We start from the raw sequence: 23,553 nt of genomic DNA on the forward strand, positions 1-23,553 counted from the left end.
GCTACTTTCGGCACTTAATCAAATAGTCAGTATTAAGCGTTATGCATGATCCGTATCCAGGTTTTCTCCAAGTTCTTACATCATTTTAGGGCAAAAATAGAATGGTGCAACTGCGTGAAGAGCTTAAAGCGTAAAAATATGGTGAAATGCGATACCGAGGAGAAGCTGTCAGCGCAGGCGCAAGCCTACTGTTCGCACCTGCTCCAACACAAACTGCCTCCCGGCCTCTTTTACCACAACATACTACATACCCAGGCAGTAGCAGAAGCCGCTGTGGCAATAGGGTTGGGCTGCGGGCTGCCGCCGCAAAGCCTCCAGGTGCTGCAGATGGCCGCCTGGTTCCATGATACCGGTTATGCCTACAAATATAAAGGCCATGAGCAAGAGAGCTGCGCACTGGCCAAGGAGTTTCTTCGTGAACAGAATGCGGACGACCTTCTTCTTGGGCAAGTAATCGCCTGCATTGCAGCAACCAAACAACCGCAAGCCCCCAAAAGCCTGCTAGAGAAAATCCTGTGCGACGCCGACATGTGCCACCTGGGCCAAACGAGTTATGCAGGTTCCTCTGATTTGCTACGAAAGGAAATCGAAGTTTTCACAGGCGAAGAATTTTCTGACGCTGCCTGGCACCGTCAAAACGTGCAGTTTCTGTCCGAGCACAGCTATTTCACAGCTTTTGCCCGGAAAACCTTCGACGCTCAGAAAAAGCTGAACCTGGAACACGAAATTAAGCTTCTTCAACATTCAAATAAGACCTAAAGGAATAGCAAACCCCGTATGTTCAAGAAACCCTTTACCCTTATATCCTCGCAGGTCGATAAGTTGTTTGAGCTGCCAATGATAAAAGAGCTGGAAAGAAAGCACCCCAAATTCGTTGGCTTCCTCCACGACCGTTTGGGAGTACAGGGTTTCTTCGGCTTGCCCTTTACCACACTACTGATAGCCGTGTTCGTTAACTTTGCTGTGCTGTCGGAGCTATCGGAGCACATCGTAAACTCCCCGGGCATGAAAGCCGTGGATACTTCGGTTACCATGTTCTTCTTTAACCTTCGAACCGATCTTCTCAGCAGCGCTATTTACTACTTTACCCAGTTGGGTTCGGTGTACGGGGTAGGCTTTACCTTTGTCACGGCCATGGGTGTGCTTCTCCTAAAGGGGAAATGGCATCATGGCGTGGCACTTTTGGTATCAGTGCTAGGCAGCGGTATCTCCATTTATTTTACGAAGGCTTATTTTCACCGCGAGCGCCCCATGGATGTCGGGTACTATGACCTAAGCTCGTTTTCCTTCCCCAGTGGCCACGCCGCCGGATCAGTAGCCTTGGTAGGCATGCTTTGTATTTTAATATACCAGGAGCGGGATCAAATAAAGGCTGCGTCTGCATGGCTGTGGCTGGGGTTGCTTTACATCCTACTAATTGGGTTTAGCCGCATTTACCTGGGGGTGCATTTTCTGACTGATGTGGCAGGCGGTTATCTGTTGGGCAGCCTGTGGGTGATGGTGGCGCTATCTCTTCTGGAGTTCCTCCTCCTGCACCAGAGAAGAAACCGGCACTCAGTCTAGGCACCTATGCTTTCACTACGTCGATGCCTGTCGAAAACCTTCCCGCGCGTATTACAGCCAGCGAAAGAATTTCTCCAGGATTGCTCCAGATTTAGCTGTTATTCTTGACAAGAATTCAGTACAGGCCTACCCTGTATGAGTGCATAGGCTATCCTATACCTTAAAAATACAACGGCTATGTCAGCATACTTGGCTACACCAAAATTCTTGATGCGAGGCGCTTGGCTAAGCTTTTTGATTCTGCTGCTCTCCCCCCGCACCCACTTGCAGGGACAGGATACCATGGTAGTACCTCACACGGGGTATCAGGCGCAGTATACCCTTCCTGACAATGTTATAACAGAAGATTCGCATCAGACTACCTATTTAAGAAATACGCTTTATGTCACAGGCACAGCCGCCTTATGGACAGCTGCATTTGTACTAACAGATGAGCCCCTCCAGCAGTACGCGCAGCGTTATCGGGGCAAGGTAAGCAATAGCTTTGCACAAGTCGTGGAGCCACTCGGTAGGCAAAGGTACTGGGTACCCGCTGCCGGGGCTGTGTTTGTTGGCGGCCTCCTGGCAAAAGACCAGAAGCTAAGGAAGGTCGCCCTGATTTCATTTGGAAGCGTGGTTGTAAATGCCACACTCACCAGTGCCCTAAAGAACGCTATCGGCAGGTATAGGCCTAGTGAGACCTCAGAGAATGAGGTATTTGATGCTTCCCTTAACCCATTCATCCACAACCCCCATAGCTCTCTGCCGTCCTCGCATACTTCCACGGCCTTTGCCGTCGCTACCTCGGTGGCAACTGTTTATGCCGACCATAAACTCATACCGCCAATCGCCTACGGCGTTGCGACACTTGTCGGCCTTTCACGGATACACGATAACGCACACTGGGGGTCAGATGTATTGGCAGGCGCCGCAGTAGGCTACTTGAGCTCAAAAGGCGTAAGTTACCTTTACGATTGGGCAGACCATAGGCTCAGAGCCCGCAAACAAAGGCTTGTGCTTACTCCACAAGTCAGCCCTGGAACCGCAGGTTTGGGCGCAACTTTAATTTTTTAGTCTATGGAGGGGATAGAAGGTGAAGCAAAGGTATGTATCCATCCACCTGTGGTAATGATTTTGACATACTTCTCGTAGTCGCGATACTGACTGTAGGCCACAAGACAAGTGGCCGTGTCTAATTTTAAAATAGCCTGTCTCAATAAATGACCGTTATTTGAGATGAACAATCTATAGCCGCGCCGATTCCGAAATAGTTACTATTCTTTCTCAAATTGCCGTCTCATAAATTAAAAGGAGTTTACTGTATTTGAGACGAGTTACTGAGACAAAATATGTAGATAGGATATGCCCGGACCTCGACCCAGACCCAAAAACTAGAGCTATAGCTTGACGCATTCATCCACTACGGATGCGAGCAAATATTCAAAGGATAGAAATCTGGTAATAGCAAGGAACGGCCGGAGTCAGAGAAGTTGATCTCCCAGCTTAGGCCTGGTGGCACTGTGGTGGTGTTGAAGCTCAACTGGCTGGGCCGCTTGCTGCTGGATCTGATCGACTTGGTGGCCGAGTCTCAGTTAAGGGGGATTTCGAGAGCCTGCAGAAGGGCATCAACACAGCCACTTGCCGCTCCATCTCAAACGCCTTGCCTCGCTGGCCGAGTTTGAGCGTGAGCTCACTAAGGCGGCCCTGGAGAAGGCCAAGTCCGCCCGGATCCTGTTTGACTCCGGTACTAAGTATGTCCTCCTATAGGTAGAAAAAGGGCATTTTCAAACTTAGATTTATGTTTTGTAAAGGTCTTCAGTAGTCAATTGAAGACATGCTTTTAATCTTTATTACCGTTCTCGCAAAATCTCCACCTTCTCCCGCTCGCTCTGCAACAAACGCTCATACAGTTTCTTATTCTCCTCAATCACTTCCATCAACTTATCCAAAGGATTAAAAGTGCATTGATAGTTTAGAGATGATGAATGGTCATGATAATTATTGCCAATGATATTAAAAACTGCTTCCTCGCTAAAGTTCTTGATGGCTTCAGGCTGAACACCCAGTATCTTCGCAACCTTAGCCAGAATATCTTCTTCCACAGCCTCACTCGCTTCTATTCTGGATACAGTCTGCTGGCTCACGCCCAACTCCTGGGCAAGCGTTTCCTGCTTGATGCCGCGCAGCTCGCGGATGCGGCTGATCTTACGGCCAATATGTGCTGGTTTCATCGTCGTTTCCATTTACCAAATATAGCATTTTCGTGTGAGTAAGAAAACCGGCAGGGTGAGTAAAATACGCAGGCCATGGGTTCGGTACACGAAAGATAGGCGCCATCTTAGGGTAAACCTTAAACTGCATTGATGGAAAGCGTGAAAAACAACTTAACAAACGGGATTATTCACCTGTCCGAAGAGGAAAAACAGGAGCCCGTGTCCGTTATTCTGGAGCTGTTTGACTGTAGTTCTATTTACCACCTGCGCGTATACCTGTGGAAGTACCTGAAGGCGGCCACCGGTGAGGTAGGATGGCACCAGATGGCACAGCCCCTGGATGCGGTGGTGCTGCAGAAGCGGCTAGAAAAGCTCATGGAGGCCTGCTGGCTCCTGCTCCGGGAGAAAGAAGCGCGAGACGGGGAGGTGCTGCTGCCCTGCTTCGCGCCGGGCTCTATGGATTGGCTGGATGATGACAGGCAGATGCACCTGGAGCGCTACAAACTGGAAGATGACTATGGAACCGACATACAGTACCTGCGGCAGCGTGAGCTGGAGTACCCGGTGCTCGTGCTCAAGGACTTCTTCAACACGCAGTCGCTCGACGAGTGGAAGGGCCTGCTCTCGGAGTGGACCGAGTACGCCCTGTGCGCCACCAGCCTGCTGCAGGACACGGAGAACTACAAACTACTGCAGCACTACGATCAGTTGGAGCGCCTGCTGGAAGTGGCCTATTACTTCACGCTGCTCCTCGATTGCCAGGAGGACATACTGGGAAAAATCACAGAAGAGGCCACTGGAGCAGCTGAGCTGAAAGATAAAGCGCATGGAAACAGTTTGGAGAGGGAGTGAGGCAGAGGAGGCACTTGGTTTTTTAGCGCCGCCAGAGCTTAACGGGGATGTAGCGCAGATCATCTCATTCCTGGCAGAGACCGTGCAGCCTGAGAAGATCTTCCTGCTCCACCCACCCGACCTGGACGGTGAAAGCGAGGCAGGCTATGTGGACCTTGTGGTGGTACTGCCCTGCAAGCCCCACATCCGCTTTGCCGAGCACCAGGGGCTGGTGGAGTTTGCCAGCCTGCGGCACCGGCAGGTGACCTGCTCGCTGCACCGCTCCGATGCCGTGCGTGCGGCACTTGAGAAAGGGCACGTCTTTTACTCGCTCTGCTGCAGGCCCGAGAAACTGGTGTACGACAACAATAGCGAAGCCTATCCCCAAACGCCAAAGCACCTGTGGCAGGGGATAGCAGCCAGGGCCAGCAAAACCTTTGAAGTCAGCTACGGGCGGGCGCAGTCCTTCTACGCTTGTGCCTGTCAACGCCGGGAAATTGAAGACGATGCCATTATGCCTTTCCTGCTGCACCAGGCAGTGGAGCTAACCTACAGGGCCGTGCTTCTCTCCCTGATGGAGAAGGAAACGCACACGCACTCGATCAAAGCCCTGATCAAGCACAGCCGCCGTGTCGCTCCCCAACTTGCCGCTGTCTTTCCGCGCGATACGCCGGAAGAAAGGCAGTTGGTGCACCTGCTGGAGGAGTCCTATCTGAAGGCCCGTTATGATCAAGATTTTAGTGTAGGCAAGGCAACTGTTGAACTACTCTTCAGGCGCGTGCAACTGCTACAGCATACAGCCAGGCTGGTATTTGAACAGAAACTGAAGGCATGCATAGAATTATCTTAAGTGTATGGAAACAGTAATCGTAAAACGTCCGCTTCACCTGGGCAACCAGGTTCGGCGGGTGCGTGCATCTCTTGGGCTAAAGCAGGCAGCCTTGGCCGGTGAACTGGGCACCACGCAGCAGAACATCTCCCGCATTGAGCAGGAAGAACATGTAGATGAACTGATGCTGGAGAAGATCGCAGGAGCACTCGGGGTGTCTAAAGATGCTATTAAGGAGTTTGGTCCAGATAATGCTGCCTTCAAACCTGCAGCATCAAATCAATATCCAGTAAAACTTGAAGCTGAATCCACTATAAATGAATGTGGAAACTCGCCTGCGCAAAGCTCGGTTGATCTCATAGGGAAATTAGTGGAGCTAGTGGATGAAAACAGAAAGCTCTATGAGCGCCTGCTGACCAGTGAGAGAGAAAAGACCGAACTCCTGCAGCAACTAAAACAAGCTTAAAGTTGAGTACCCCGAGATAGCAAGTTAGTGTCTTGCTTGGATGCATCTGAAAGGTGTACATATCTTACTTCTGCTCCAATAGAGGATCAAGATGCACGGCCTCTCTTTTTTCAAGCCAAATTTTAGCATCTTTCGGGTTCTGTTGAAAAGTTGAGTCAGCCCAATTTCCTGCACCTGGGTAAGCCTGCCGGATCATCCTGTACTTGACATCGCTTTCCCGCAACCTACTGTTCTCCCGATAAAGGCTCAGGCATAGTCCCACAAAAACAGCAGCCGTCAGTAAAAGCACAATGCCCCCGATCACAAAGCCCCGGGACCTGTCCTCGAAATGGTGGTAGTGCCGGACGGGCAGCACTTTTGGCAGCTTGGTGATAGTTTCCCGGAAAGAACTGATCTGGGCGTAGATCTGCAGGGCCTGCACGCCCAGGTCATGCTGCTTGATAAACATTTTGACTTCTTCAAGCTGGGCTGTATAGTCAAGCGCCGGTGTTGGCTGAGTTGGTGTCAGCGGTTCGCGACCCTCCAGTTTTTCTAGCCGCTTGCCGTGCAGGGCCAGCACGCGCTCCGCGTCTGAGAGCCTTTCTTCCAGTTCCTCTGAGTTCATAAGCGAATTCTCCTTTTCTTTTTGCTTTTCTTTTTCTTGAAGTGGTAATCAGGTGAATTGGCCGCCTCCGCTGCCTGTCCTGTGGTGGGGGCCAGCAGGCTCTCCAACGGGCCCATAGGGTCGTGGCGAGTAAGGTCTCTGCCTCTAGAAATACTTCCAGGGGAAGTATTTGCAGGCGTAAGGCCCTTTTGCTGTTTGGCAGCAATCGAATGCTGCAGCGCTTGCTGCCGGTTCTGCTCGAGCTGTCTGCTGATAGCCCCGTAGCTCAGGCCCCGGTCGATGCTGGAGCCCTTGAAGCTCAGCAATCCCCGGCGAAAGCTCACGCCCTGCACCTGGTCTGCTCCCCGTTTGTACTTGTAGTCGATGGTGATGCCTTTAATTTGTAACAGGCTTTCCAGCTCTGGCCAGCTTTTGGCCTGTGGCAGCGCCTGCCGGATTGCGTCATGCAGCGCGTACTTTGCCTTGTCGGCCCCTTTCAGGCGCTGGCGGTTCACCCGATCCTTGCCCGGGGCCAGGTAGTAGCCGTGGCGCTCGGTCATCTCCCGGCACACCCTGGCGTTGCGCCGGTGCTGGAATTTGTCGGAGATCGTCTTCCCCTCGTAGTTGACCCGGTTGTAGACGATGTGCAGGTGCGGGTGCTCTCGGTCCCGGTGCAGCACCACCAGGTACTGCGTATCCCTGATCTGCATCTTTTCCAGGTACTCCTTTGCCCGCTCCACCAAGATTTGCTCATTGAGCTTTGCCTTGTCATGCACGCTCCAGCTCAGGGCGAGGTGCCCCACGGCCTTCTCCAGTTCGGGCCGGAGCCTGCGCTGCAGGTTAAAGTCCGCCACCATGGCCGGTACGGCATCAGTACGAATGCCCTCTGCGGCCAGCACCGTAGCCTCGGGCTTCTGCACCACATAGCGTACGCAGCCCGAAAAGCTCTTACCGGTCATCACTTTGCCGATCATCTCTACCAACTAAGTGAAGCGTGCGGTTAATCTCGTCAAGCGCTTGGCGGCATTTGCCCTGGACTGACAGCAGCCCCTCGCGGTGCGCCAGCCGGGCCAGCTGGTTGAGGTTGTTGGCAAGGCCTGAGAGCATGCGCAGTGTGGCCATTTCCTCAGGGCGAAGGCGTGCGGTGACCGTTGTTTTCTTAGCCGCTGCCCTGAACCAGGCTGAGAGGCTGAGCCCTGCCTCTCGGGCCTTACCCGCGACGAGCAGCCGCTCAGTCTCAGTTACCCGTACCACAAGGGTGAAGTTCCGCTTTACCTTTTTGGCGGGGCGGCCGCCCTGCTTTCTCTCTGACCTTTGGTACGGTGTCGTTTCTACTTCCATGTGCTGATGTATTTAGAGATGGATAATGATTCCTGCTGCGACCACCGGGAGCAGCGGGGAGGCCCAGGGCCGGAAGAGGTTTTTGTATGACAAAAACACAAACTTGCTCCCTGCACTTATAAGCATTCCCCTGTAGGGCCTTTAGAGGTGGCCGAGCCGTAGCCGGTGCCGCTTTGCCTGCCGCTGCCCCGACGCCAGGTAAGCGTTCACGTCCTTGTGACCGCGGTAGAGGGCAGAGACGTCCTGGCAGTTCAGCTCCGAGCGGAGAAGTCGCTCAGTCACCTTTCTACCGGGCGGGTCATGATCCAGGAACAGTAGCACTTGCTTATGCCGCCCGAGCACCTCCAGGCCCTTGCCCAGCTGGGTGAGGGAGTTGAGTACCAGGAAGCTGGCACTTGCCTTCAGGTGTGGCCAGAGCTCCAGGAGTGACAGGAAATCCATGAACCCTTCCAGCAGGCAGACGCTATTGGCGCCGCGGTCGATGAATGTGATGTCCTTGGGGGAGGAGGAGCCCTTGAACCAGGGGTTGCGCAGCTCATAGCCGCCCGAGCGGTTTTCAAATCCGATGGCTGAATGTTGCCTCGCATTGATGGAGAAGCCCACCTCCCGGCAGTAAGGGACAGCCGTCCGGAGGCTGATGCCGCGCTGGCGCAGGTAAACTGTCATCCGGCTCTTCTCTTCCAGGGGGCTGGAGGCTAGCACTTGGAGGCGACGGGTGTCGCTGTCCTTGTCAGGCTCGTGCTCTGGGCGATTATTTTTATCCATTGAAGATGCGGTAATGGCAGGCGACGCCGCGGAAAGGCAGGAATGGCCGGAGAGTAGCTGGATAACTTCCCGGATCGAAGCGGTTCGGTGCAGGCGCAGGGCCAGGTCGAAGACCTTGCCTCCCTCCCCGCTGCCGTGGTCGTACCAGCGGTTCAGGTGCGTGTTGACCTTGAAGGAGGGGGTGCGCTCGGCGGCGCGGATCGGGGAGATGTACCACCAGTCCGCACCCCTTTTACGGGCAGGCTGTATGCCCTGGCTTGCCAGCAAGTCGGTGATGGAAAGCTCGCTGTTGATCTGCTCTATGTTCATCTTTGTGGTTGGCTTAGCTTATTTCGAAATCAAGTTGGCCAGGTCCTGTGAAAGAAATCGCTGAAGGATCTTATGCAGTAATTGTGGAGGGGTAATGTACCGGAGAACAGGGGGAGCGACGACCTGTAGCTGTGACCTTTTGCTCCCCCTGGATTGCAGTATAGTGGCCTGGGGCCGGTGGATTACAGTCTTCTGGTAGGGGTGGGTAGCGCGTCAGGCTTTCCTGGCTACTCGTAGCATGTGTTGCTGCGCCTCTTCCTGTATCTCGGAGACCGTCTTTTTCCGTCCCTTGCGCACCCACTCCTCCAGCTCGCTCTTGTAGAAGTAAAGCCGCTTGCCCTGCTTGTTGTAAGGGACCTCCCGGCGGCAGGCCTTCACGTAGAGGGTGGAGACGGACAGGTGGAGGAAGGCGGCGGCCTGCGTGACGTTGAAAATCGTCTCCGTGTCTTGCGGGGTGTGCTGCTCGGTAAGCAGCAGCTCCAGGCGGTCCATTTTCTCGTGCAGCAGGCGCATGGCCTGGGGCATTTGCTCGAAGGTGAAGTTTTCCATGGCAGTGATTGGTTTGGTTTACACTGCAATGGTAATGGCTTTGTTTTCAGGGTTACAAGAAGGCAGGACAGCATCCTGCCTGTTTCCTACTGAAGGTTATAGTTTTTTTGCGTGCGCAGCACCGGGTAAACTGCATAGGTGCCGTCCGCCTGCTTCCGTACGTCGAGGATGGGGGATTGGCAGGGCCTGGCGTTGGAGGAGATGATGGCCGCCAGGTAACCGGGAGGCAATATGCGCTGCTGCTTGCGGAACACGTAGGCAAAGTGGCTGGAGATCCATACCTCCAGGTCTGACTTGAGGCAGCCCACGATCAGGTTGGCCTCGTAGAGCTGCTTGAAGGCGTCTGCCAGCTGGTTACCGTTCCCGTGGAAGACTAAGGGAGCGGCAGGCGGTTGGTTGTCCTGCAGGAGGGGCAGGAGCTGCTGCTGGTCCTCGGGGGTGAAGTAGCCTTTGAGTATGTGGTAGAATTCCTCATCCATTCCCTCCACAAAGCGAGGGGTGCTATTAACCGGTTCACCAGATAGTGGTGGCGCTGAGTCTGCCCCTTGCACCAGCCCAACGGGCACAAGGCTGCTGATGCGCTTCTTCAGGGAGGCTAGTAAAGACTCTCTGAAGCTTACCGACTCGCTTAGGTCATCGACCAAAGTCTCCTCAATCAAGGCATGGGAGTGCACCGGACAAAGGTTTTCAACAATGAACAGCTTATCCAGGCCTACCATTGAAATATAATCCGCAGGGTAGTCCTGCCAGCGGTAATCGAAGGAGTAGTTGTGGTAGTTAACCCAAAAGGTTTTAAATCTTTCCTCAACTGCTTGGAGCAGGTCATGGACCATGCAGAGTTGCTTGCTGTCAAGGGACACAAGGTCCAGGGCAGCCAGTTCGGAAAGAAGCCGGAGCTCGCTTGCGAAGGCGGCAGGGGCTCCATAGGGAGTTTCATGGCTAAGCTCGTACGTTTGTGCTTCCTTGATTTCAAGAGGGTGCGCCTGGCGTTCCTTCCTTTGCGTAACGCGGAGCTGGAAAGTCTGCAGGCAGGCCAGGAACTTCTTTAAGTGTTTCATGGCGCGTCAGGCGTATTGGATTCACTATCTACTTACTCTTGCAGGCTGCTGCATGGAATTCAAATTTGGGCAGCACCTGGCGGTGCTTATCTATACGATAATTAATAAATTAGTATATATAATAATTAAAAAGTTGTTATGATAAAGTGGCCGCAGTCAAACATGGAAGCCAAGCAGAATTTGCAGGACGGAGAGGAATCCCTATTACACTAATCGAAAGGATAAGGCAAAGGAAGAGCATGAGCTGGAGCTTATGGATTTCTTTGACCTTGAGGAGTTCGAGCTTAAACGGAAGCTAGGTGTTGGGAGAAAGATGGATGACTATTTAGTTAGGGCGCTTGGGTTCTCTAAAAAGGAGTAAGCTGTCTGAATAGTTAATAGTTAAATGAGCAAAAAAAAGGGCTACAAGAGCCCTTCATCTGCCATGGAGTAGTACGTTTCGCTGGTGAGGATGATGTGGTCCAGCACGACAATGTCAAGCAGTTCCCCTCCCTGCTTCATTTTCTTTGTCAGCTGCAGGTCTGCTGCACTTGGTTTGGTGTTGCCAGAGGGGTGGTTGTGGCTGAGGATGATGGAGCTGGCGCAAGCTTTAAGTGCTGCTGCGAAGATTAATTTCGGATCAGCTACCGTGCCTGCTACCCCTCCTGTAGATAGCTCATAAATACCCAATACCCTATTGGCTCTGTTGAGCAGCATCACCTTGAACTGCTCTACAAACTCAATTTTTCCAGTATCCCAGCTTTGGCGGAGAACTTCAGCGCAGTCGGTAGAACTGGTTACTTGTGGACGCTCGGATGGCTTTACTTTAGAACGGTAGGTCAACTTGATTTCTGCTATTCTGTTCAATCCGGATTTTTTAGTCAGCTTTTCCATAATCTTGCTCTTTTAAAGTGTTAGGAATTGATTATGGTGCCCTACCTGCCTGACGGACGGATTAAGGGCATAGGTGGAGCCTGAAAAAATGCGGAGGGCTCCCGCTGGGATACCCATTTTTTCAGGACTACCTTGTCCCATATCCGGGCGGAAGGCTAACTTTGCGCCGAAATGAATGACCTGGGCTTTTGCTTTGGAATGTCTTGAGCGGTGCTCCTTTAAGCTTATCTTTTTTTACTGCTCAACCTATTGCTTCAGCTTAAGAATATAGGGGGGAGCACAAGTTTTGCCCCAGTAAAGTGAGGGACGGTTGAGTGGGAGTATTTTAGGTGCCCGGTAGCTCCAAGCTATGCTACACTAGGCCTATCATCTAGCTCAATTGCCCAGACAACGTTTGATAGCCTTTCTCTTATTTTAATTAAAGTGGCAAAAATAGCAGTATCGGCGGGCAGTGTGCCGTACACAAGGTTTTTAAAGCTACCATTGAAAGTCGGTTTCAGTTCCTCCCAAACGTTTTCCAGTTCACTAAAGATAAAAGCTTCCAAAGGGTGGTGCCGTAGCCAGCTGTTGTTATTTCTGAAGCTTATCACGTCATCTTGCCCTACCTTTAGAAGCATTTTATCGAAGTTGTCGGAGTTAAGGAAAGCAGTAAATTCCTCCTGTCCCAAAAGTACGTGCAGATCGTAGGTATGCCTTATCTTCTGCTTTAGGTTCTCCAACGGATATTCTCCGTAGGAGAACCGCACTAGGCTCATGATCTTTTCACAGATAGTTCGTGTGGGCTCCAGTGCCCGTACTTCAAATGGCATCAGCCCGTTCTCTTCAGCCAGAGCGCCCTGTTCGTTGCGCAACATCATGTCCCCAACAAATGAGTTTACTTTCCGAGTTGTATGAGGTTCAAAGTGTCCTAGCCATGTAGCCTCCACTACAATGGCATCCCTTACCTGACCGTAAGTCCCCTGAAACTCTTTCCCGTAGGAGTGCGCCGTTTTGCGGTTCATGCCCATTTTATGGGTCAGCCTCTCTATGCTTACTTCAGGTAATGCTGTGCCTACCACTTCGCTGATGGTCCTGATCTTGGTGGTCAGCCTGTTGTTTGACTCTCCTTCACGTCTTAATACCGCCAAGTCTATGTCCTCCGAGAACCTCTCTATCAAGTGGTAGCACTTGGAAAGTGCTGTTCCGCCCTTGAACACGGTATCGGTCCCAATAGCATGGTGGAAGATGGTGTGCAGGGCAAACGTCACCCAATAGTCCTTTTCCACATATATATCAGGAATGCCCATTTGCTGTGCCGTAAACTGAGCAGCCTGCCGGAAGAGTTGCTTGTTTAGGTGCAGTATCATCTTATGTTCCATTTTTCGGAGGTGGTTAACGCCTTTCCCGCTCCTGACAGTTTGTAGGTGGTAATAGGGTTGAGTGTCCTGTAAAGCGATTCCGTCAGATGGTTATCGCCCAGCTCATCTAGCAGAGCTCCCAACAGGGCCTTGGTAGCGGGAGGGTACTTCAGCGCCAAACGGACCAGCAGGCTCTTATCCTTATCTGGTAATTGCTTTAGAATGGTTAGCAGACGTCTGCAAGAAGCTCCCACCGTGGCATCGGGGATCCTCTTAATGTAGCGTATGGCATCGAGCAGTTGCAATAATGGGATGTTCTCCTTGCTGATGGTGTTTTTCTGCCTAATGAAGGCAATGGTATAACGCTCCCGCTTAAAGGTGGGGCGAACATCATTCTTGCCTATCTGGATGGTATTGCTCACCTGCGTGGTCAAGCCAAGCCGGTTGTACATGCTGAAGCCGGTCAGGTAGCCGACAATTTTGCCGTCATCTTCTAACAGGTCCTTTACGACCTGTGACTCACTAGGCGCCAGTTCACCGAACGGAGTGATTTCGGGCTTGTAGTATTTACCTTTGGACAGCTTGGCTATCTTGCCTGATGCCACCATCCGGTTAAGCGCTTTGATGACCGCCTCCTTTTTGTCTGCCACTGCACCAAAATCTGTGTAGGTAAACACATAGCCGCGAGGTAGCCTGTCTATAGTGGATGCGATGGTTTCTGTTACGTTCATGCTTTACTTTTTACTTAAAGTATGCAAGTATACGAATAAATGTCCAGTATTTTAGTAAAAAAACTGGACATTTAGAATGTGAAGATGATTTAAGCAAGGAGAATGTAATAGCCGTATAAAGCCTAGGAATGCGTGTAAGTATAAAGAGCTTAAAGGTGCTGCCTAAGAGTTAGACGAAATAAAAGAGCCGTAGGTATCAGCGGTACAGTTCTGACATAAAACAAAGTTAAGGAAATGACAAGCTGCCTCAGAAAAAAGAAAGGGGCATCAGGCGGAATTGAAATTACTAAACAGACGGTGTTTTGTGGATGAGGAGACTATTAAATAGCGGCTATTCGTGTGCAAATTGTGTGCACATAAAAAAAGCCACTTAGCGATTTTACTCGTAAGTGGCTGATTTTCAAGTGGTCGCGAAGGGAGTCGAACCCCTAACCTTCTGATTCGTAGTCAGATGCTCTATCCAGTTGAGCTACGTGACCGTTTTCCGTTATTGTGATGCAAAGTAAAGGCCTTTTTTCTTTATACGCAAGCCCTCTTCAAAAAAATTATTCATTTTTTGCCGCCGCTTTCCGCAGGGAGCGCTTTAAAGCCTTGTCGAACAGGAAGTAAAGGCCTCCGATAGAAATAACAATTAACGCCACCATCAGGATCTGGCCGCTGCGCCCGCTATCGGGGTTCTGCAGGGCCTGCACCACATCGCGTGCCTGCGTGCCCACCCAAAAGAAGAAAACTGTGCGCGGTAGCATGCCCACGATGCTCGCCAGGAAAAACTTCCGCTTGTCAATCTGCAGCAGCGAAAGCACGAAGTTCATCAATGCGAAGGGCAGCACCGGCGAGATGCGCGTCAGGAAGATCAGGCTCCAGCTTTCGCTGCGTAGCTCCTGCATCAGTGCCCGTGCCTTATCGAAGCGGTTCAGGAAGCTCATCATTTTGCCATGGTCCACAAACTGAGCAATGCTGTAGCCGATCAGCGCGGCGATGCCATACGACACCACAATGCCGGCAAAGCCGCTCCAGCCCAGGTAAAAGCCGCTCACCAGGGCCACAAAGGTAGTTGGCGTAAGCGCCAGGGCCATGGTAACCGAAATAACGGCGAAGTACAGCAGCATCTCCCACACCGACAGCCCCTGCAGCAGCCCCTGGTAGTTGTAGAGTACTACAGCCGCTGTTGAGCTCACCACCACCGGCACCACGACCAGCAGGAGCATGGAAACAAACGTTGAGGCATTTTCGCGTATAAAGCTTCGCAGGTACGGGAGTGACTTCATGTAGGGTAAACGTGTTGGTGCTGTTAAGGACATAGACGAAACACAAAGGACAAAAGATTTTCGCGGGTTTAAAAGTGCTGTTAGCAGGGCAAGGGGCGGAGCAGGCACTGCCTTAACACTTCGGGGGGATTTTTTTAACTTGCAGGAACGCTCCCCCGGCCAAACCGGTGCCGTATATGTGGCACAGCGGCAGGAGGAGGGGAGTATTATTCTTTCATAAGTATAAAACACAACCTATGAAATTCGGAACAAAAGCTATACATGCTGGCGTGGAGCCAGACCCGAGCACAGGCGCTATCATGACGCCTATTTACCAAACCTCCACCTATGTGCAGCGCTCCCCCGGAGACCACAAGGGCTACGAATACTCCCGCACGCACAACCCAACCCGCACCCAGCTGCAGAATGCGCTGGCGGCGCTGGAGAACGGCAAGCACGGCCTCTGCTTCTCTTCGGGCATGGCCGCTGTGGACGCCATCATGAAAATGCTGAAGCCCGGCGACGAGGTGATCTCTACCAACGACCTGTACGGAGGCAGCTACCGCATCTTCACCAAAATCTTCCGTAACTACGGCCTTAAGTTCCATTTCACCAACATGCAGGAGCTGAGCAACGTGGAAGGGTTGATCAACGAAAACACAAAGATGATCTGGGTGGAGACGCCAACCAACCCGCTGCTCAACATCCTCGACATCAAGGCCTACGCTGACATGGCTAAAAAGCACAACCTGCTGCTGGTGGCGGATAACACGTTCGCCACGCCGTACCTGCAAACGCCGTTGGATTTGGGCGCTGACATTGTGATGCACTCGCTCACCAAGTACATGGGCGGCCACTCGGATGTAGTGATGGGCGCGGTTGTCGTAAAAGACGACGGCCTGAACCAGCAGCTGGCCTTTATCCAGAACTCCTGCGGTGCCACCCCGGGGCCGCAGGACTGCTTCCTGGTGCTGCGCGGCCTGAAGACCCTGCACCTGCGCATGGAGCGCCACTGCCAGAACGGCCGTCAGGTGGCGGAGTACCTGAAAGGGCACCCAAAGGTAGGGAAGGTGTACTGGCCGGGCTTTGAGGAGCACCCGAACCACGAGGTAGCCCAAAAGCAGATGCGCGACTTCGGTGGCATGGTGTCGTTTGAGCTGAAAGGCGATAATGTGGACGACGCGACGCGCCTGCTGGAGAACCTGAAGTTGTTTGCACTGGCGGAGTCTCTGGGCGGCGTAGAGTCGCTGTGCGGGCACCCAGCCACCATGACGCATGCCAGCATTCCGCGCGAAGACCGCATGAAGGCGGGCCTGAGCGACACCTTGATTCGCCTGAGCGTGGGCGTGGAAGATGCCGAAGACCTGATTGCCGACCTGGAGCAAGCCATCGGTTAGCTTGCAGGGGCACAAGACGCCAGGCTTTCTTGTACATGAGGGCGCGCCGCCTGCTGGTAAAGCAGGCGGCGCGTCTTTTTAGAGCGTTTTAACGCGGCCCATCTTTGTGCACACCCGGCACGTAAGCAATCTTACAGGTTCGTCTTACATCTTTTTCTAACGTCTAGTGTCCGAAAAAAACATCGTCTACAGGGAGCGGCAGCGGTTCAGCCAGTTTTGGCTGTGGGTGGTGGTGCTGGGGGTGGCCAGTATCTTCTGGGTGGGCTTTGTGTCTCAGGTGCTGTGCGGCGGCGCGCTGGGCAGCCATCCGGCGTCCGTGCCGGGGCTTACGCTGCTGTTTGTGCTGCTGGGCTTGGGCTTGCCCTTTTTCTTTTACCGCATGTCGCTCACAACAGAGGTGCAGCCGGGGGAGGTGCGGGTGCGCTTCTGGCCTTTTCACCTGCGCCCGGTTAAAATCCCGCTGCACCTGGTCCGCGACTACGAGTTGGTTACCTACAACCCCATCAGCGACTACGGTGGCTGGGGCATACGCTGGAGCTGGAAGGGCAGGGCCTACAACGTGTCGGGCAATAAAGGCGTGCAGCTCCACTTCTACAATAAGAAACCCCTGCTCATCGGCTCGCAGCGGGCACAGGAGCTGTTCCGGGCGATAGGGGAGGCCAAGCAGATGGCGGGCAGAGCGGGCCTGTAAGCACAGGCAAGGGCACAAAAAAAGCCGGTGGCTCCGAAGAGGCACCGGCTTCCTGTATTGAAGAGGTATGTACTAGGCTTTGATGCCCAGGATTTTGTAAACCTCTGTAAAGTCTGGAGTCAGGATGATTTCAGTGCGGCGGTTTTTAGCTTTCGCCTCAGCAGTACGTCCTGTGTCAACCGGCATGTAGAAAGCACGGCCAGCAGGCGTTACTCTGTCCGGAGACAGGCCTTTTTCTGTCATCAGACGGGTGATCTCAGTGGCACGCAGCACACTCAGGTCCCAGTTGTCAGTCAGGTACTTCATACCGTTCATTACCGAAACGTCATCTGTGTGGCCTTCTACCATTACACCAACTTCCTGGTTCTTCTTCAGTACGCTTACCAGCTGGTCAATCGCTTTCTTGCCTCCTGGGTTTACTTTGGTGCTACCTGTAGGGAACAACAGCTTATCAGACATAGACACGTATACTTTGCCGTCTCTCACTGATACGCTCAGGTCGCCTTGGTTAAAGCCTTGCAGGGCAGTGTTCACCTCGTTCTTCAGGTTGTCGAGGATCTTCTGCTGCTCGTTCATGGCACGCTCCATGTCAGCTAGTTTCTGCTCGCGGTCTTTCAGAGAAGAAGACAGCTCGTCTACCTTTGCTTTAGAGGCAGCCAGCTCACGCTCCTGCGCTTCTTTGCTAGCCTGCAGGTCTTCGTATTTCTTTGAGGAAACGCAAGATACCATCATCGTGGAGCCTAATGCCAGCGCCAGAGATGCTTTGAAGAAGTTGAATTTCATGGGTGTTAGTTAATAGTTGTTTGGATAATGTTTGAGAATATAGGTTACAAATATGGTAAAAGATAAGGCTGCAAGCCAACAAAACTCTATAAAAACCAATAATTTACCGTGCGTTTCTGTTCCAGAACGGCGACTTCTTTAGAATATTGTACAGGAGCTATATTTTTTACAAGGTATTTATTTCATTTGCCTGTGCCTCGGTAAGATACAGCCGGCGCAGGCGCGGCTGCAGAAACCAAATGCCCAGTGGCAGCAGCAGGAAAAAGAAATAAGTCCCTGCAAACTCCCCGAAATCAACCGCTCGCTGCTGCTCTACTTCTACCAATAATCGAGCCATAAAATATACTATATAGAGATAACAAAGTGTAGCCAGCAAGTGCAGCGGCACCAGCAGCACCAGCATGCCCAGGGGCAAAGTGCCGCCCACCACGCTTTCCCGCACAAGGGCCAGCGTGTAGACCAGCAGCAGGGTGTAGAGCAGCAGGTACAGCGTGCCCAGGTGAAAGTATAGCGGCGCGGGTTTTATACTTGCCGGCAGCCTCCTGCGCAGCCAAAGCCCCGTTTGCCACAGCCAGAGCGTGTACACCGTGGCGGGCAGGGCGTCGATCAGCATGGCCACGGCATCGCCGGTGCGTACGTTCAGGGCATCAAGCAGGGCCAACAGGCCGTACTGCACCAGAAACGGAAGAACGAAGAGAAGCAGGAAAGCCTGCCAATGGCGTAGCCGGAGTAAAAACATAGGTGCGGGGATGATGGGTACAGGCGGCAAGTTGAGGATTTTGTTCTACATACGCCAAAAAGCCTTATCTTAACAGGGTATTAACGAACTGCACAAGTACACCGAAACATGAAAAAGAGCTTATACTTGCTGTGCCTGTTTCTGCTTACGGCCTTTGTGAGCATGGCACAGGGGAAACCCGATTACAGTAAAATAACGCTGGTGATACACGGCGGGGCCGGCACCATTACCCGCGCCAACATGACGCCGGAGAAAGAGAAGGCGTACCGCGAAAAACTGAACGAGGCGCTGCAGGTTGGCTACGGTGTGCTGAAGAAAGGCGGCACCAGCATGGATGCCGTAGAGGCTACGATACATGTGATGGAAAACTCGCCGCTGTTTAACGCAGGCAAGGGGGCGGTTTTCACCAACGAAGGCAAAAACGAGATGGACGCCGCCATGATGGACGGCAAAACGCTGCAGGCCGGCTCCGTGGCCAGTGTAACCACCATTAAAAACCCTATATCGGCGGCGCGTGCCGTTATGGAGAAGTCGGAGCACGTGATGATGATCGGGGACGGGGCCGAGAAGTTCGCCAAAATGAACGGCGTAGAGATTGTGGACCCGTCGTACTTTTACACCGAAACGCGCTTCAACCAACTGCAGAAAATAAAGGGGGAGGAGAAAACGCAGCTGGACCACGACGGCGGCACCAGCAGCAGCGAGAATATTTTTACAGAGGGCAACAAGTTCGGCACCGTGGGCTGTGTGGCGCTGGATGCCTACGGCAACCTGGCGGCAGGAACCTCTACCGGCGGCATGACCAACAAGCGCTACGGCCGGGTGGGCGATGCCCCGATCATCGGTGCCGGCACGTACGCCGACAACAGCACCTGCGCCGTATCGGCAACCGGGCACGGGGAGTACTTTATCCGCAACGTGGTGGCCCACGATATTGCCGCCCTGATGGCCTACAAAGGATGGCCTGTGCAGAAGGCCGCTGAGGAGGTGGTGATGAAGAAGCTGGTGGGCCGCGGCGGCGAAGGCGGTGTTATTGCCCTCGACAAAAACGGTAACGTGGCCATGCCCTTCAACTCGGCGGGGATGTACCGCGGCTTCATGAAGAACGGCAAAGCCGAAGTGTACATCTACAAAGACTAAGCAGACCGGCTTAAATAGAAAAAGGGGCGGGAGGCGTGGTTCTCCCGCCCCTTTTTGTTCCTCTCCGGGTGTTGCCTCTCCTGCTGCCGCCTATGCGTGAATCCACTCCCAGGCCTGCTCGCGCTGGCTGAAGTCGAAGTACCGGACTTCGGCCGAAGTGAAGGGCTTGGCCATCGTGGAGAGCCAGTCAATCCACTTCCTGTCGCCCACCAGGGCGGCTTTGCTAAAGTCGGCGGCGTGCTTCAGGTCAAACTTAATATCATCCCACAGGGCCTTTAAGGTATACTCTTCCACATCCTGTACCTCTGCATACACACGGATTTTGCCATGTTGCTTTATGCGCTCCTCCAGCACCGGCAGCATTACATCGTAATCGTTCCGGTCTACGTTGCCTGATATCCTGAAAGCCACCAGGTCTCCTTTGGATTGTTCTAGTAGTTGTAGCATGAAAGTATAGACGTTTGTTCTACCTTGCCTTACGAAGGCAGCACGGTATCGTTTAGAACCCGGCCTTTATCGCTGCTCCACCTGCTGCAGTTCGCTCATCAGCACCTCGTTGGTCGTTTTTTCGGTGCCGTCTGCAAAGCGTATCCTGTAAGGCTCGCCGGTCAGGCCGGAGCGGGAGGCAAGCTTCTCCACGAAGCCCTGGGCCGTCTGCACATCATCCTTGTGCTTCTCCCACTTAGACTCCAGGTGCTCTGCCGCTTCTGCACAGGTGTGTTCGCTGCCGTTGCGGATAAAGGTGGCCCCCTCCATTTTGGAGATTACTTGTATCAGGTGGTTTACCTTCTGCTCCTCGGTGTAAGGCGCTGCAGTGGCAGTGGCAGCAGACGTGTCTGTTGTTATTTGGGCCTTAACATCTTGTGCAGAGACAATTCCGACAGCCAGGATTACGGGTAGCACTGCGTAGCGCCAGCTCTTTGTTTTCATTTTTATTTTATGATTATAGCGTTATTATTAGCAACTTTAATGCACTTATATACAAGCCTGAGCGTTTATTGGGCTCAGCAACGGTGGGTGCCACCGGCAGCCACCACTCAAGACAATAGCGTTTTTATGAGAAGAATAGTTTTAGCGCTAGCGTTTCTGCTAGTGTGCCAGCAGGCAGCTTTTGCTCAGCGCAACATAGAAACCCGCCTGGGCTATAGTTACAACGATGATTTTCAGTTTTCGGATGAATGGCAGTACCTCTCCACAGACATTTACCTCTATAACGGCAACAGGTTTACCCGTGTGCTGAACGAGCTGGAGACCGGCTCCCGGAAACCAAAAAAGAAGTACGGCAATGTGCTGGAGTACCTGCTGATCACGGCGCAGCTGAAGAACATGAAGATCTTCGGCAACGACGACATTGTGTACCCCCTCTACAACTTCTCCATCACACAGGATAGCCGCGACTATAAAACGCAGGTGAGCGACCACCAGGAGGTGGTGCGCATCATCGATAAGATGCCGCTCGGCTCCGGGGGCAACAACATTGACGCCGTTATAAACGCCAAGGCCATTACCAACGGCGAGAGCGACCAGGTGTTCAGCATGGTGGCCAACCAGCTCATGAACATCTCCAAACTCACCACGCCCACTGGGGCTGTGCTGTCGCTGGTGGGGGAGTTCGGCAACCTGCTGAGTGCCCGCACCACCAAAAGGGAGTACAAGTTCAGCTCCACGATCCGGCTCTACGAGGGCCAGGACTTTGACACGCGCCTGCACTCGGTGCGCATCTATGTGTTTGTGCCGAGCGATGTGAAGAAGGTGGACATCAAAACCGTAAAGCTGACCGACTACCTGCAGAAGCACCCCAACAAGCTGGACCGCCGCCAGCTGGAGGAGATGACCGGCTACAAAGACTACCCGTTTATGGTGGTGGCGAACTACAAATCGCTCTACAAAATGGATGTGCTGACGGGCGACGAGGTGACGCTGGACCTGATTGAAAAGCGCAAGCAGAAGATACAGGCGGCCTATGAGCAGAAGATGATCAACGACGAGACGTTCAGGCAGGAGAAGCTGTATGTGGAGTTTCTGCGGGTGTTTGCTGACATGAAGCAGAACCTGAACACGTACCGCCTGAACTACCGCAACAACAGCCCGGAGATTAACGCCAAAAACCTGTTCGGCATTGTGCAGGAGTACAAGCGCCTGAAAGGCACCTTCGACGCCCGCGAGAAAGAGTTCTCTGGCAACAGCACGTATCTGAACATCTTTAGGCCGGAGTATGAGGCCATACTTAGCAACGCCGACCTGTACCTGGAGGCAGACCACAACCTGAAAAACGGTAAGCTGCTGGTGAACACGCTGGGCGACATAGAGAACAATGCCAAAGCATGGGACACGCCGGAGAAGCGAGAGGCTGCCCTGGCAAGGCTTTACGCCGTGGAGCTGCCAAAGCCGGAGTTCCTGTCGGCATCGGTGGAAGGGGAGGCCATTGTGCGCCTCACCAAAAAGCTGGAGGACCAGCAGTATAACGAGGTGTTCCGGAAGGAGGTGCAGGAGTTAAGCAGTACGGAGGCAACCGATGCCACGCTGCCTAAGCGCAACGCCCTGCTCGACAAGGCCACCTCCAGCAAGTGCCAGAGCTGCCGCGACAAAGTGCGCGAAGCCATTACCGAATACAACAAGCGCTACGACGGCTATAAGCTAAAGCAGGCCCTAAAGAAGAAAGAGGAGCTGAACCTGGTGGCCGAGGCAACGGTGTTCAAGTACCTGAAGCACCAGCTCTGCATCGAGAACAACCTGCAAACGGTTTCATCTACCACCAACCAGATGCTCGACCAGTACATTAGCCGCATGTATGAGAAGAACAACGAGCTGGGCAATTCCATTAAATCGCTGGACAGCCTGAACAAGTTGGAACTGGGGGAGGATAAGCTATCGAAGGTGCAGGAGTATAATGCGCGGCTGCAACACCTGATAAACGAGGTGGAGAGCAACTTCAATATTCTCTACACGCTGGATAAAAATCTCTGCAATTGCGGCGATGCAAGCTAGTGCAGCTATAACCTCCTGCTGAGCGAAGCGTTCTCAGGAGTATGCAAGAAGTACAGGACACGTTTAACTTTCTTTTCGGCATCCATGACGAGACCCTGACCTGGTGGCAGATGTCGTTCAGGGCGGTGGGGGTATTCTTTGCGGCGCTGCTCATTATCCGGATCGGCAACCACCGCATCTTCGGCAAAAACACAGCTTTCGACATTGTGCTGGGGGTTATCTACGGTTCTGTGCTGAGCCGTGCCATTACCGGCAATGCGCCGTTCTGGCCCACTATTGCGGCTGCCTTTACGCTGGTGATGCTGCACAAGGGGCTTGCTTCCCTGGCTTACCACACGAACTTCGGCCTCGGTAACATCATTAAGGGCAAGCCAAAGATACTCGTGAAAAACGGAGAGCTGCAGCGGGAGACGATGGCGAGCAGCAGCGTGACCGAGAACGATATACTCGAAGCCTTGCGCAGCGCTGGCCATAAGCCCGACATCAGCAACATCAGCGCCGCTTATCTGGAGCGTAGCGGCAACATCAGCATCATCTGCAGCGAGTAAGGCGCTGTAAACGGAAAAGGCCTCCCAAATAGCTTTTGGGAGGCCTTTTTATGCATTCTGCTTTTAATAGCTTACGCCATCTGAGAGTCCAGCTTCTGAGACAGCACATTTTTAGGCACAGCGCCCACTTGCTTGTCTACTACTTCGCCGTTTTTGAAAACCAGCAGCGTCGGGATGCTGCGGATGCCGAACTTGGCAGAAGTCTGTGGGTTCGCGTCTACGTCTACTTTACCGATCACGGCTTTGCCTTCGTACTCGCCAGCCAGCTCCTCTACGATCGGGCCTACCATGCGGCACGGTCCGCACCACTCAGCCCAAAAGTCTACCAATACCGGTTTATCTGAATTGATGATCTCATCAAAATTCGCGTCTGTGATTTCTATCGCTTTGTTAGCCATAACGTTATTGTTTTGTTGTGTTTGGTTCAAAGTTTAAATATAGTAACTAATATAGGTTTGGCAAATACGCCGCCAAACTCCCCATGCCTGACAAGCTGTCGTGCTGGTGGTACCAAGAACAGCAAACCACGGCATTTGTTATACTTACGGTAGTAAGCGCCATAGGATGCTATTTGTTTGTATAAACAAATGTTG

28 protein-coding genes, 1 tRNA gene and 1 pseudogene are annotated in these 23,553 nt (G+C 52.9%); 13 read left to right on the top strand and 17 right to left on the bottom strand.

Going from position 1 to position 23,553, the window contains the following annotated elements:
- The first annotated feature begins 45 nt into the window (after positions 1-45).
- The 5 genes and pseudogenes from CA264_RS20265 to CA264_RS22405 all read left to right on the top strand — a co-directional run bounded on the left by CA264_RS20265 (position 46) and on the right by CA264_RS22405 (position 3,309).
- Positions 46-759: an HD domain-containing protein gene (locus tag CA264_RS20265; protein ID WP_084196301.1), complete on the top strand. Its 714-nt coding sequence runs from the start codon at positions 46-48 to the stop codon at positions 757-759.
- An 18-nt stretch (positions 760-777) separates the two neighbouring features.
- Complete coding sequence (locus CA264_RS20270; RefSeq protein ID WP_025609236.1) at positions 778-1,563, top strand: phosphatase PAP2 family protein; 786 nt, start codon at positions 778-780, stop codon at positions 1,561-1,563.
- Between the two features lie 177 nt (positions 1,564-1,740).
- Entirely contained in the window at positions 1,741-2,616 is an 876-nt protein-coding gene (locus CA264_RS20275; RefSeq protein WP_025609237.1) for a phosphatase PAP2 family protein, read from the top strand.
- Positions 2,617-3,005: 389 nt separating this feature from the next.
- Positions 3,006-3,224 (top strand): annotated as a pseudogene (locus tag CA264_RS22525) (recombinase family protein); the annotation flags it as partial.
- Positions 3,181-3,309: a hypothetical protein gene (locus CA264_RS22405; protein ID WP_257791728.1), complete on the top strand. Its 129-nt coding sequence runs from the start codon at positions 3,181-3,183 to the stop codon at positions 3,307-3,309. The pseudogene CA264_RS22525 and the gene CA264_RS22405, both read left to right, overlap by 44 nt.
- An 83-nt stretch (positions 3,310-3,392) precedes the next feature.
- Here the strand turns inward: CA264_RS22405 and CA264_RS20285 are convergent, their stop codons facing one another.
- Positions 3,393-3,773, bottom strand: coding sequence for a helix-turn-helix domain-containing protein (locus CA264_RS20285; protein ID WP_237151149.1), 381 nt, complete (start codon positions 3,771-3,773; stop codon positions 3,393-3,395).
- Between the two features lie 132 nt (positions 3,774-3,905).
- On the opposite strand from CA264_RS20285, the gene CA264_RS20290 reads away from it, so the two are divergent.
- Genes CA264_RS20290 through CA264_RS20300 form a run of 3 tightly spaced genes read left to right on the top strand, consistent with a single transcriptional unit; the run spans position 3,906 to position 5,881 of the window.
- Complete coding sequence (locus tag CA264_RS20290; RefSeq protein WP_025609239.1) at positions 3,906-4,607, top strand: hypothetical protein; 702 nt, start codon at positions 3,906-3,908, stop codon at positions 4,605-4,607.
- The gene (locus tag CA264_RS20295; RefSeq protein WP_025609240.1) at positions 4,582-5,436 is read left to right on the top strand and encodes a HEPN domain-containing protein; all 855 of its coding nucleotides are present in this window, start codon (positions 4,582-4,584) and stop codon (positions 5,434-5,436) included. The genes CA264_RS20290 and CA264_RS20295 overlap by 26 nt, the downstream gene beginning before the upstream one ends.
- A 4-nt stretch (positions 5,437-5,440) precedes the next feature.
- A complete protein-coding gene (locus CA264_RS20300; protein WP_025609241.1) occupies positions 5,441-5,881 on the top strand; it encodes a helix-turn-helix transcriptional regulator in 441 nt (146 codons plus the stop codon).
- Positions 5,882-5,945: 64 nt separating this feature from the next.
- Here the strand turns inward: CA264_RS20300 and CA264_RS20305 are convergent, their stop codons facing one another.
- From CA264_RS20305 to CA264_RS20360, 11 genes are all read right to left on the bottom strand, one after another.
- Complete coding sequence (locus CA264_RS20305; protein WP_025609242.1) at positions 5,946-6,485, bottom strand: hypothetical protein; 540 nt, start codon at positions 6,483-6,485, stop codon at positions 5,946-5,948.
- Positions 6,482-7,438 carry a relaxase/mobilization nuclease domain-containing protein gene (locus CA264_RS20310; protein WP_025609243.1) on the bottom strand — a complete coding sequence of 319 codons (957 nt, stop codon included), beginning with the start codon at positions 7,436-7,438 and terminating at the stop codon, positions 6,482-6,484. The genes CA264_RS20305 and CA264_RS20310 overlap by 4 nt, the downstream gene beginning before the upstream one ends.
- Complete coding sequence (locus tag CA264_RS20315) at positions 7,413-7,805, bottom strand: plasmid mobilization protein (protein WP_025609244.1); 393 nt, start codon at positions 7,803-7,805, stop codon at positions 7,413-7,415. The genes CA264_RS20310 and CA264_RS20315 overlap by 26 nt, the downstream gene beginning before the upstream one ends.
- Positions 7,806-7,946: 141 nt before the next feature.
- A complete protein-coding gene (locus CA264_RS20320) occupies positions 7,947-8,879 on the bottom strand; it encodes a toprim domain-containing protein (RefSeq protein ID WP_025609245.1) in 933 nt (310 codons plus the stop codon).
- Between the two features lie 213 nt (positions 8,880-9,092).
- Positions 9,093-9,428, bottom strand: a complete 336-nt coding sequence (locus CA264_RS20325; RefSeq protein WP_025609246.1) for a helix-turn-helix domain-containing protein — start codon at positions 9,426-9,428, stop codon at positions 9,093-9,095.
- Positions 9,429-9,514: 86 nt separating this feature from the next.
- On the bottom strand, positions 9,515-10,486 hold the full coding sequence (locus CA264_RS20330; RefSeq protein WP_157593754.1) for a hypothetical protein: 972 nt from the start codon (positions 10,484-10,486) through the stop codon (positions 9,515-9,517).
- Between the two features lie 402 nt (positions 10,487-10,888).
- Positions 10,889-11,359 (bottom strand): JAB domain-containing protein, encoded by a 471-nt coding sequence (locus tag CA264_RS20340; protein WP_025609249.1) that lies wholly within the window; start codon positions 11,357-11,359, stop codon positions 10,889-10,891.
- Positions 11,360-11,706: 347 nt separating this feature from the next.
- Positions 11,707-12,717, bottom strand: coding sequence for a nucleotidyl transferase AbiEii/AbiGii toxin family protein (locus CA264_RS20345; RefSeq protein WP_237151150.1), 1,011 nt, complete (start codon positions 12,715-12,717; stop codon positions 11,707-11,709).
- Positions 12,702-13,427 carry a type IV toxin-antitoxin system AbiEi family antitoxin domain-containing protein gene (locus CA264_RS20350; protein ID WP_025609251.1) on the bottom strand — a complete coding sequence of 242 codons (726 nt, stop codon included), beginning with the start codon at positions 13,425-13,427 and terminating at the stop codon, positions 12,702-12,704. Before CA264_RS20350 ends, CA264_RS20345 begins: the two co-directional genes overlap by 16 nt.
- Before the next feature lie 405 nt (positions 13,428-13,832).
- A tRNA-Arg gene (locus CA264_RS20355) sits at positions 13,833-13,906 on the bottom strand.
- Positions 13,907-13,972: 66 nt separating this feature from the next.
- On the bottom strand, positions 13,973-14,695 hold the full coding sequence (locus CA264_RS20360; protein ID WP_025609252.1) for a TVP38/TMEM64 family protein: 723 nt from the start codon (positions 14,693-14,695) through the stop codon (positions 13,973-13,975).
- 236 nt (positions 14,696-14,931) lie between these two features.
- Here CA264_RS20360 and CA264_RS20365 point away from each other — a divergent pair, with 236 nt between their 5' ends.
- Positions 14,932-16,071, top strand: a complete 1,140-nt coding sequence (locus tag CA264_RS20365) for a cystathionine gamma-synthase (RefSeq protein WP_025609253.1) — start codon at positions 14,932-14,934, stop codon at positions 16,069-16,071.
- A 166-nt stretch (positions 16,072-16,237) separates the two neighbouring features.
- Positions 16,238-16,762 (top strand): DUF6141 family protein, encoded by a 525-nt coding sequence (locus CA264_RS20370; RefSeq protein ID WP_025609255.1) that lies wholly within the window; start codon positions 16,238-16,240, stop codon positions 16,760-16,762.
- 72 nt (positions 16,763-16,834) lie between these two features.
- On the opposite strand, the gene CA264_RS20375 is transcribed toward CA264_RS20370, so the two are convergent.
- Both CA264_RS20375 and CA264_RS20380 read right to left on the bottom strand, forming a co-directional pair.
- A complete protein-coding gene (locus CA264_RS20375) occupies positions 16,835-17,545 on the bottom strand; it encodes an OmpA/MotB family protein (RefSeq protein ID WP_025609256.1) in 711 nt (236 codons plus the stop codon).
- Positions 17,546-17,711: 166 nt separating this feature from the next.
- On the bottom strand, positions 17,712-18,284 hold the full coding sequence (locus tag CA264_RS20380; protein WP_025609257.1) for a hypothetical protein: 573 nt from the start codon (positions 18,282-18,284) through the stop codon (positions 17,712-17,714).
- Between the two features lie 108 nt (positions 18,285-18,392).
- On the opposite strand from CA264_RS20380, the gene CA264_RS20385 reads away from it, so the two are divergent.
- Positions 18,393-19,424: an isoaspartyl peptidase/L-asparaginase family protein gene (locus tag CA264_RS20385; protein WP_025609258.1), complete on the top strand. Its 1,032-nt coding sequence runs from the start codon at positions 18,393-18,395 to the stop codon at positions 19,422-19,424.
- 90 nt (positions 19,425-19,514) lie between these two features.
- Here CA264_RS20385 and CA264_RS20390 read toward each other — a convergent pair whose 3' ends face one another.
- Together CA264_RS20390 and CA264_RS20395 are read right to left on the bottom strand one after the other, a co-directional pair.
- Positions 19,515-19,871, bottom strand: coding sequence for a SpoIIAA family protein (locus CA264_RS20390; protein ID WP_025609259.1), 357 nt, complete (start codon positions 19,869-19,871; stop codon positions 19,515-19,517).
- A 66-nt stretch (positions 19,872-19,937) separates the two neighbouring features.
- Positions 19,938-20,354 (bottom strand): DUF5329 family protein, encoded by a 417-nt coding sequence (locus CA264_RS20395; RefSeq protein ID WP_025609260.1) that lies wholly within the window; start codon positions 20,352-20,354, stop codon positions 19,938-19,940.
- A 126-nt stretch (positions 20,355-20,480) separates the two neighbouring features.
- Here CA264_RS20395 and CA264_RS20400 point away from each other — a divergent pair, with 126 nt between their 5' ends.
- A complete protein-coding gene (locus tag CA264_RS20400) occupies positions 20,481-22,412 on the top strand; it encodes a hypothetical protein (protein ID WP_025609261.1) in 1,932 nt (643 codons plus the stop codon).
- Positions 22,413-22,453: 41 nt separating this feature from the next.
- Complete coding sequence (locus tag CA264_RS20405; RefSeq protein ID WP_025609262.1) at positions 22,454-22,960, top strand: DUF421 domain-containing protein; 507 nt, start codon at positions 22,454-22,456, stop codon at positions 22,958-22,960.
- A 71-nt stretch (positions 22,961-23,031) separates the two neighbouring features.
- Here CA264_RS20405 and trxA read toward each other — a convergent pair whose 3' ends face one another.
- The gene (trxA, locus tag CA264_RS20410) at positions 23,032-23,358 is read right to left on the bottom strand and encodes a thioredoxin (RefSeq protein ID WP_025609263.1); all 327 of its coding nucleotides are present in this window, start codon (positions 23,356-23,358) and stop codon (positions 23,032-23,034) included.
- Between the last annotated feature and the right edge of the window lie 195 nt (positions 23,359-23,553).

This window comes from Pontibacter actiniarum (genome assembly GCF_003585765.1).
Classification (GTDB): Bacteria; Bacteroidota; Bacteroidia; order Cytophagales; family Hymenobacteraceae; genus Pontibacter; species Pontibacter actiniarum.

What these genes read in the sequence shown, in the direction of transcription:
- CA264_RS20265 (WP_084196301.1), top strand. Translation starts at nt 46, where the DNA reads ATGATCCGTATCCAGGTTTTCTCCAAGTTCTTACATCATTTTAGGGCA.
- CA264_RS20270 (WP_025609236.1), top strand. Translation starts at nt 778, where the DNA reads ATGTTCAAGAAACCCTTTACCCTTATATCCTCGCAGGTCGATAAGTTG.
- CA264_RS20275 (WP_025609237.1), top strand. Translation starts at nt 1,741, where the DNA reads ATGTCAGCATACTTGGCTACACCAAAATTCTTGATGCGAGGCGCTTGG.
- CA264_RS20285 (WP_237151149.1), bottom strand. Translation starts at nt 3,773, where the DNA reads ATGAAACCAGCACATATTGGCCGTAAGATCAGCCGCATCCGCGAGCTG.
- CA264_RS20290 (WP_025609239.1), top strand. Translation starts at nt 3,906, where the DNA reads ATGGAAAGCGTGAAAAACAACTTAACAAACGGGATTATTCACCTGTCC.
- CA264_RS20295 (WP_025609240.1), top strand. Translation starts at nt 4,582, where the DNA reads ATGGAAACAGTTTGGAGAGGGAGTGAGGCAGAGGAGGCACTTGGTTTT.
- CA264_RS20300 (WP_025609241.1), top strand. Translation starts at nt 5,441, where the DNA reads ATGGAAACAGTAATCGTAAAACGTCCGCTTCACCTGGGCAACCAGGTT.
- CA264_RS20305 (WP_025609242.1), bottom strand. Translation starts at nt 6,485, where the DNA reads ATGAACTCAGAGGAACTGGAAGAAAGGCTCTCAGACGCGGAGCGCGTG.
- CA264_RS20310 (WP_025609243.1), bottom strand. Translation starts at nt 7,438, where the DNA reads ATGATCGGCAAAGTGATGACCGGTAAGAGCTTTTCGGGCTGCGTACGC.
- CA264_RS20315 (WP_025609244.1), bottom strand. Translation starts at nt 7,805, where the DNA reads ATGGAAGTAGAAACGACACCGTACCAAAGGTCAGAGAGAAAGCAGGGC.
- CA264_RS20320 (WP_025609245.1), bottom strand. Translation starts at nt 8,879, where the DNA reads ATGAACATAGAGCAGATCAACAGCGAGCTTTCCATCACCGACTTGCTG.
- CA264_RS20325 (WP_025609246.1), bottom strand. Translation starts at nt 9,428, where the DNA reads ATGGAAAACTTCACCTTCGAGCAAATGCCCCAGGCCATGCGCCTGCTG.
- CA264_RS20330 (WP_157593754.1), bottom strand. Translation starts at nt 10,486, where the DNA reads ATGAAACACTTAAAGAAGTTCCTGGCCTGCCTGCAGACTTTCCAGCTC.
- CA264_RS20340 (WP_025609249.1), bottom strand. Translation starts at nt 11,359, where the DNA reads ATGGAAAAGCTGACTAAAAAATCCGGATTGAACAGAATAGCAGAAATC.
- CA264_RS20345 (WP_237151150.1), bottom strand. Translation starts at nt 12,717, where the DNA reads ATGGAACATAAGATGATACTGCACCTAAACAAGCAACTCTTCCGGCAG.
- CA264_RS20350 (WP_025609251.1), bottom strand. Translation starts at nt 13,427, where the DNA reads ATGAACGTAACAGAAACCATCGCATCCACTATAGACAGGCTACCTCGC.
- CA264_RS20360 (WP_025609252.1), bottom strand. Translation starts at nt 14,695, where the DNA reads ATGAAGTCACTCCCGTACCTGCGAAGCTTTATACGCGAAAATGCCTCA.
- CA264_RS20365 (WP_025609253.1), top strand. Translation starts at nt 14,932, where the DNA reads ATGAAATTCGGAACAAAAGCTATACATGCTGGCGTGGAGCCAGACCCG.
- CA264_RS20375 (WP_025609256.1), bottom strand. Translation starts at nt 17,545, where the DNA reads ATGAAATTCAACTTCTTCAAAGCATCTCTGGCGCTGGCATTAGGCTCC.
- CA264_RS20380 (WP_025609257.1), bottom strand. Translation starts at nt 18,284, where the DNA reads ATGTTTTTACTCCGGCTACGCCATTGGCAGGCTTTCCTGCTTCTCTTC.
- CA264_RS20385 (WP_025609258.1), top strand. Translation starts at nt 18,393, where the DNA reads ATGAAAAAGAGCTTATACTTGCTGTGCCTGTTTCTGCTTACGGCCTTT.
- CA264_RS20390 (WP_025609259.1), bottom strand. Translation starts at nt 19,871, where the DNA reads ATGCTACAACTACTAGAACAATCCAAAGGAGACCTGGTGGCTTTCAGG.
- CA264_RS20395 (WP_025609260.1), bottom strand. Translation starts at nt 20,354, where the DNA reads ATGAAAACAAAGAGCTGGCGCTACGCAGTGCTACCCGTAATCCTGGCT.
- CA264_RS20400 (WP_025609261.1), top strand. Translation starts at nt 20,481, where the DNA reads ATGAGAAGAATAGTTTTAGCGCTAGCGTTTCTGCTAGTGTGCCAGCAG.
- CA264_RS20405 (WP_025609262.1), top strand. Translation starts at nt 22,454, where the DNA reads ATGCAAGAAGTACAGGACACGTTTAACTTTCTTTTCGGCATCCATGAC.
- trxA (WP_025609263.1), bottom strand. Translation starts at nt 23,358, where the DNA reads ATGGCTAACAAAGCGATAGAAATCACAGACGCGAATTTTGATGAGATC.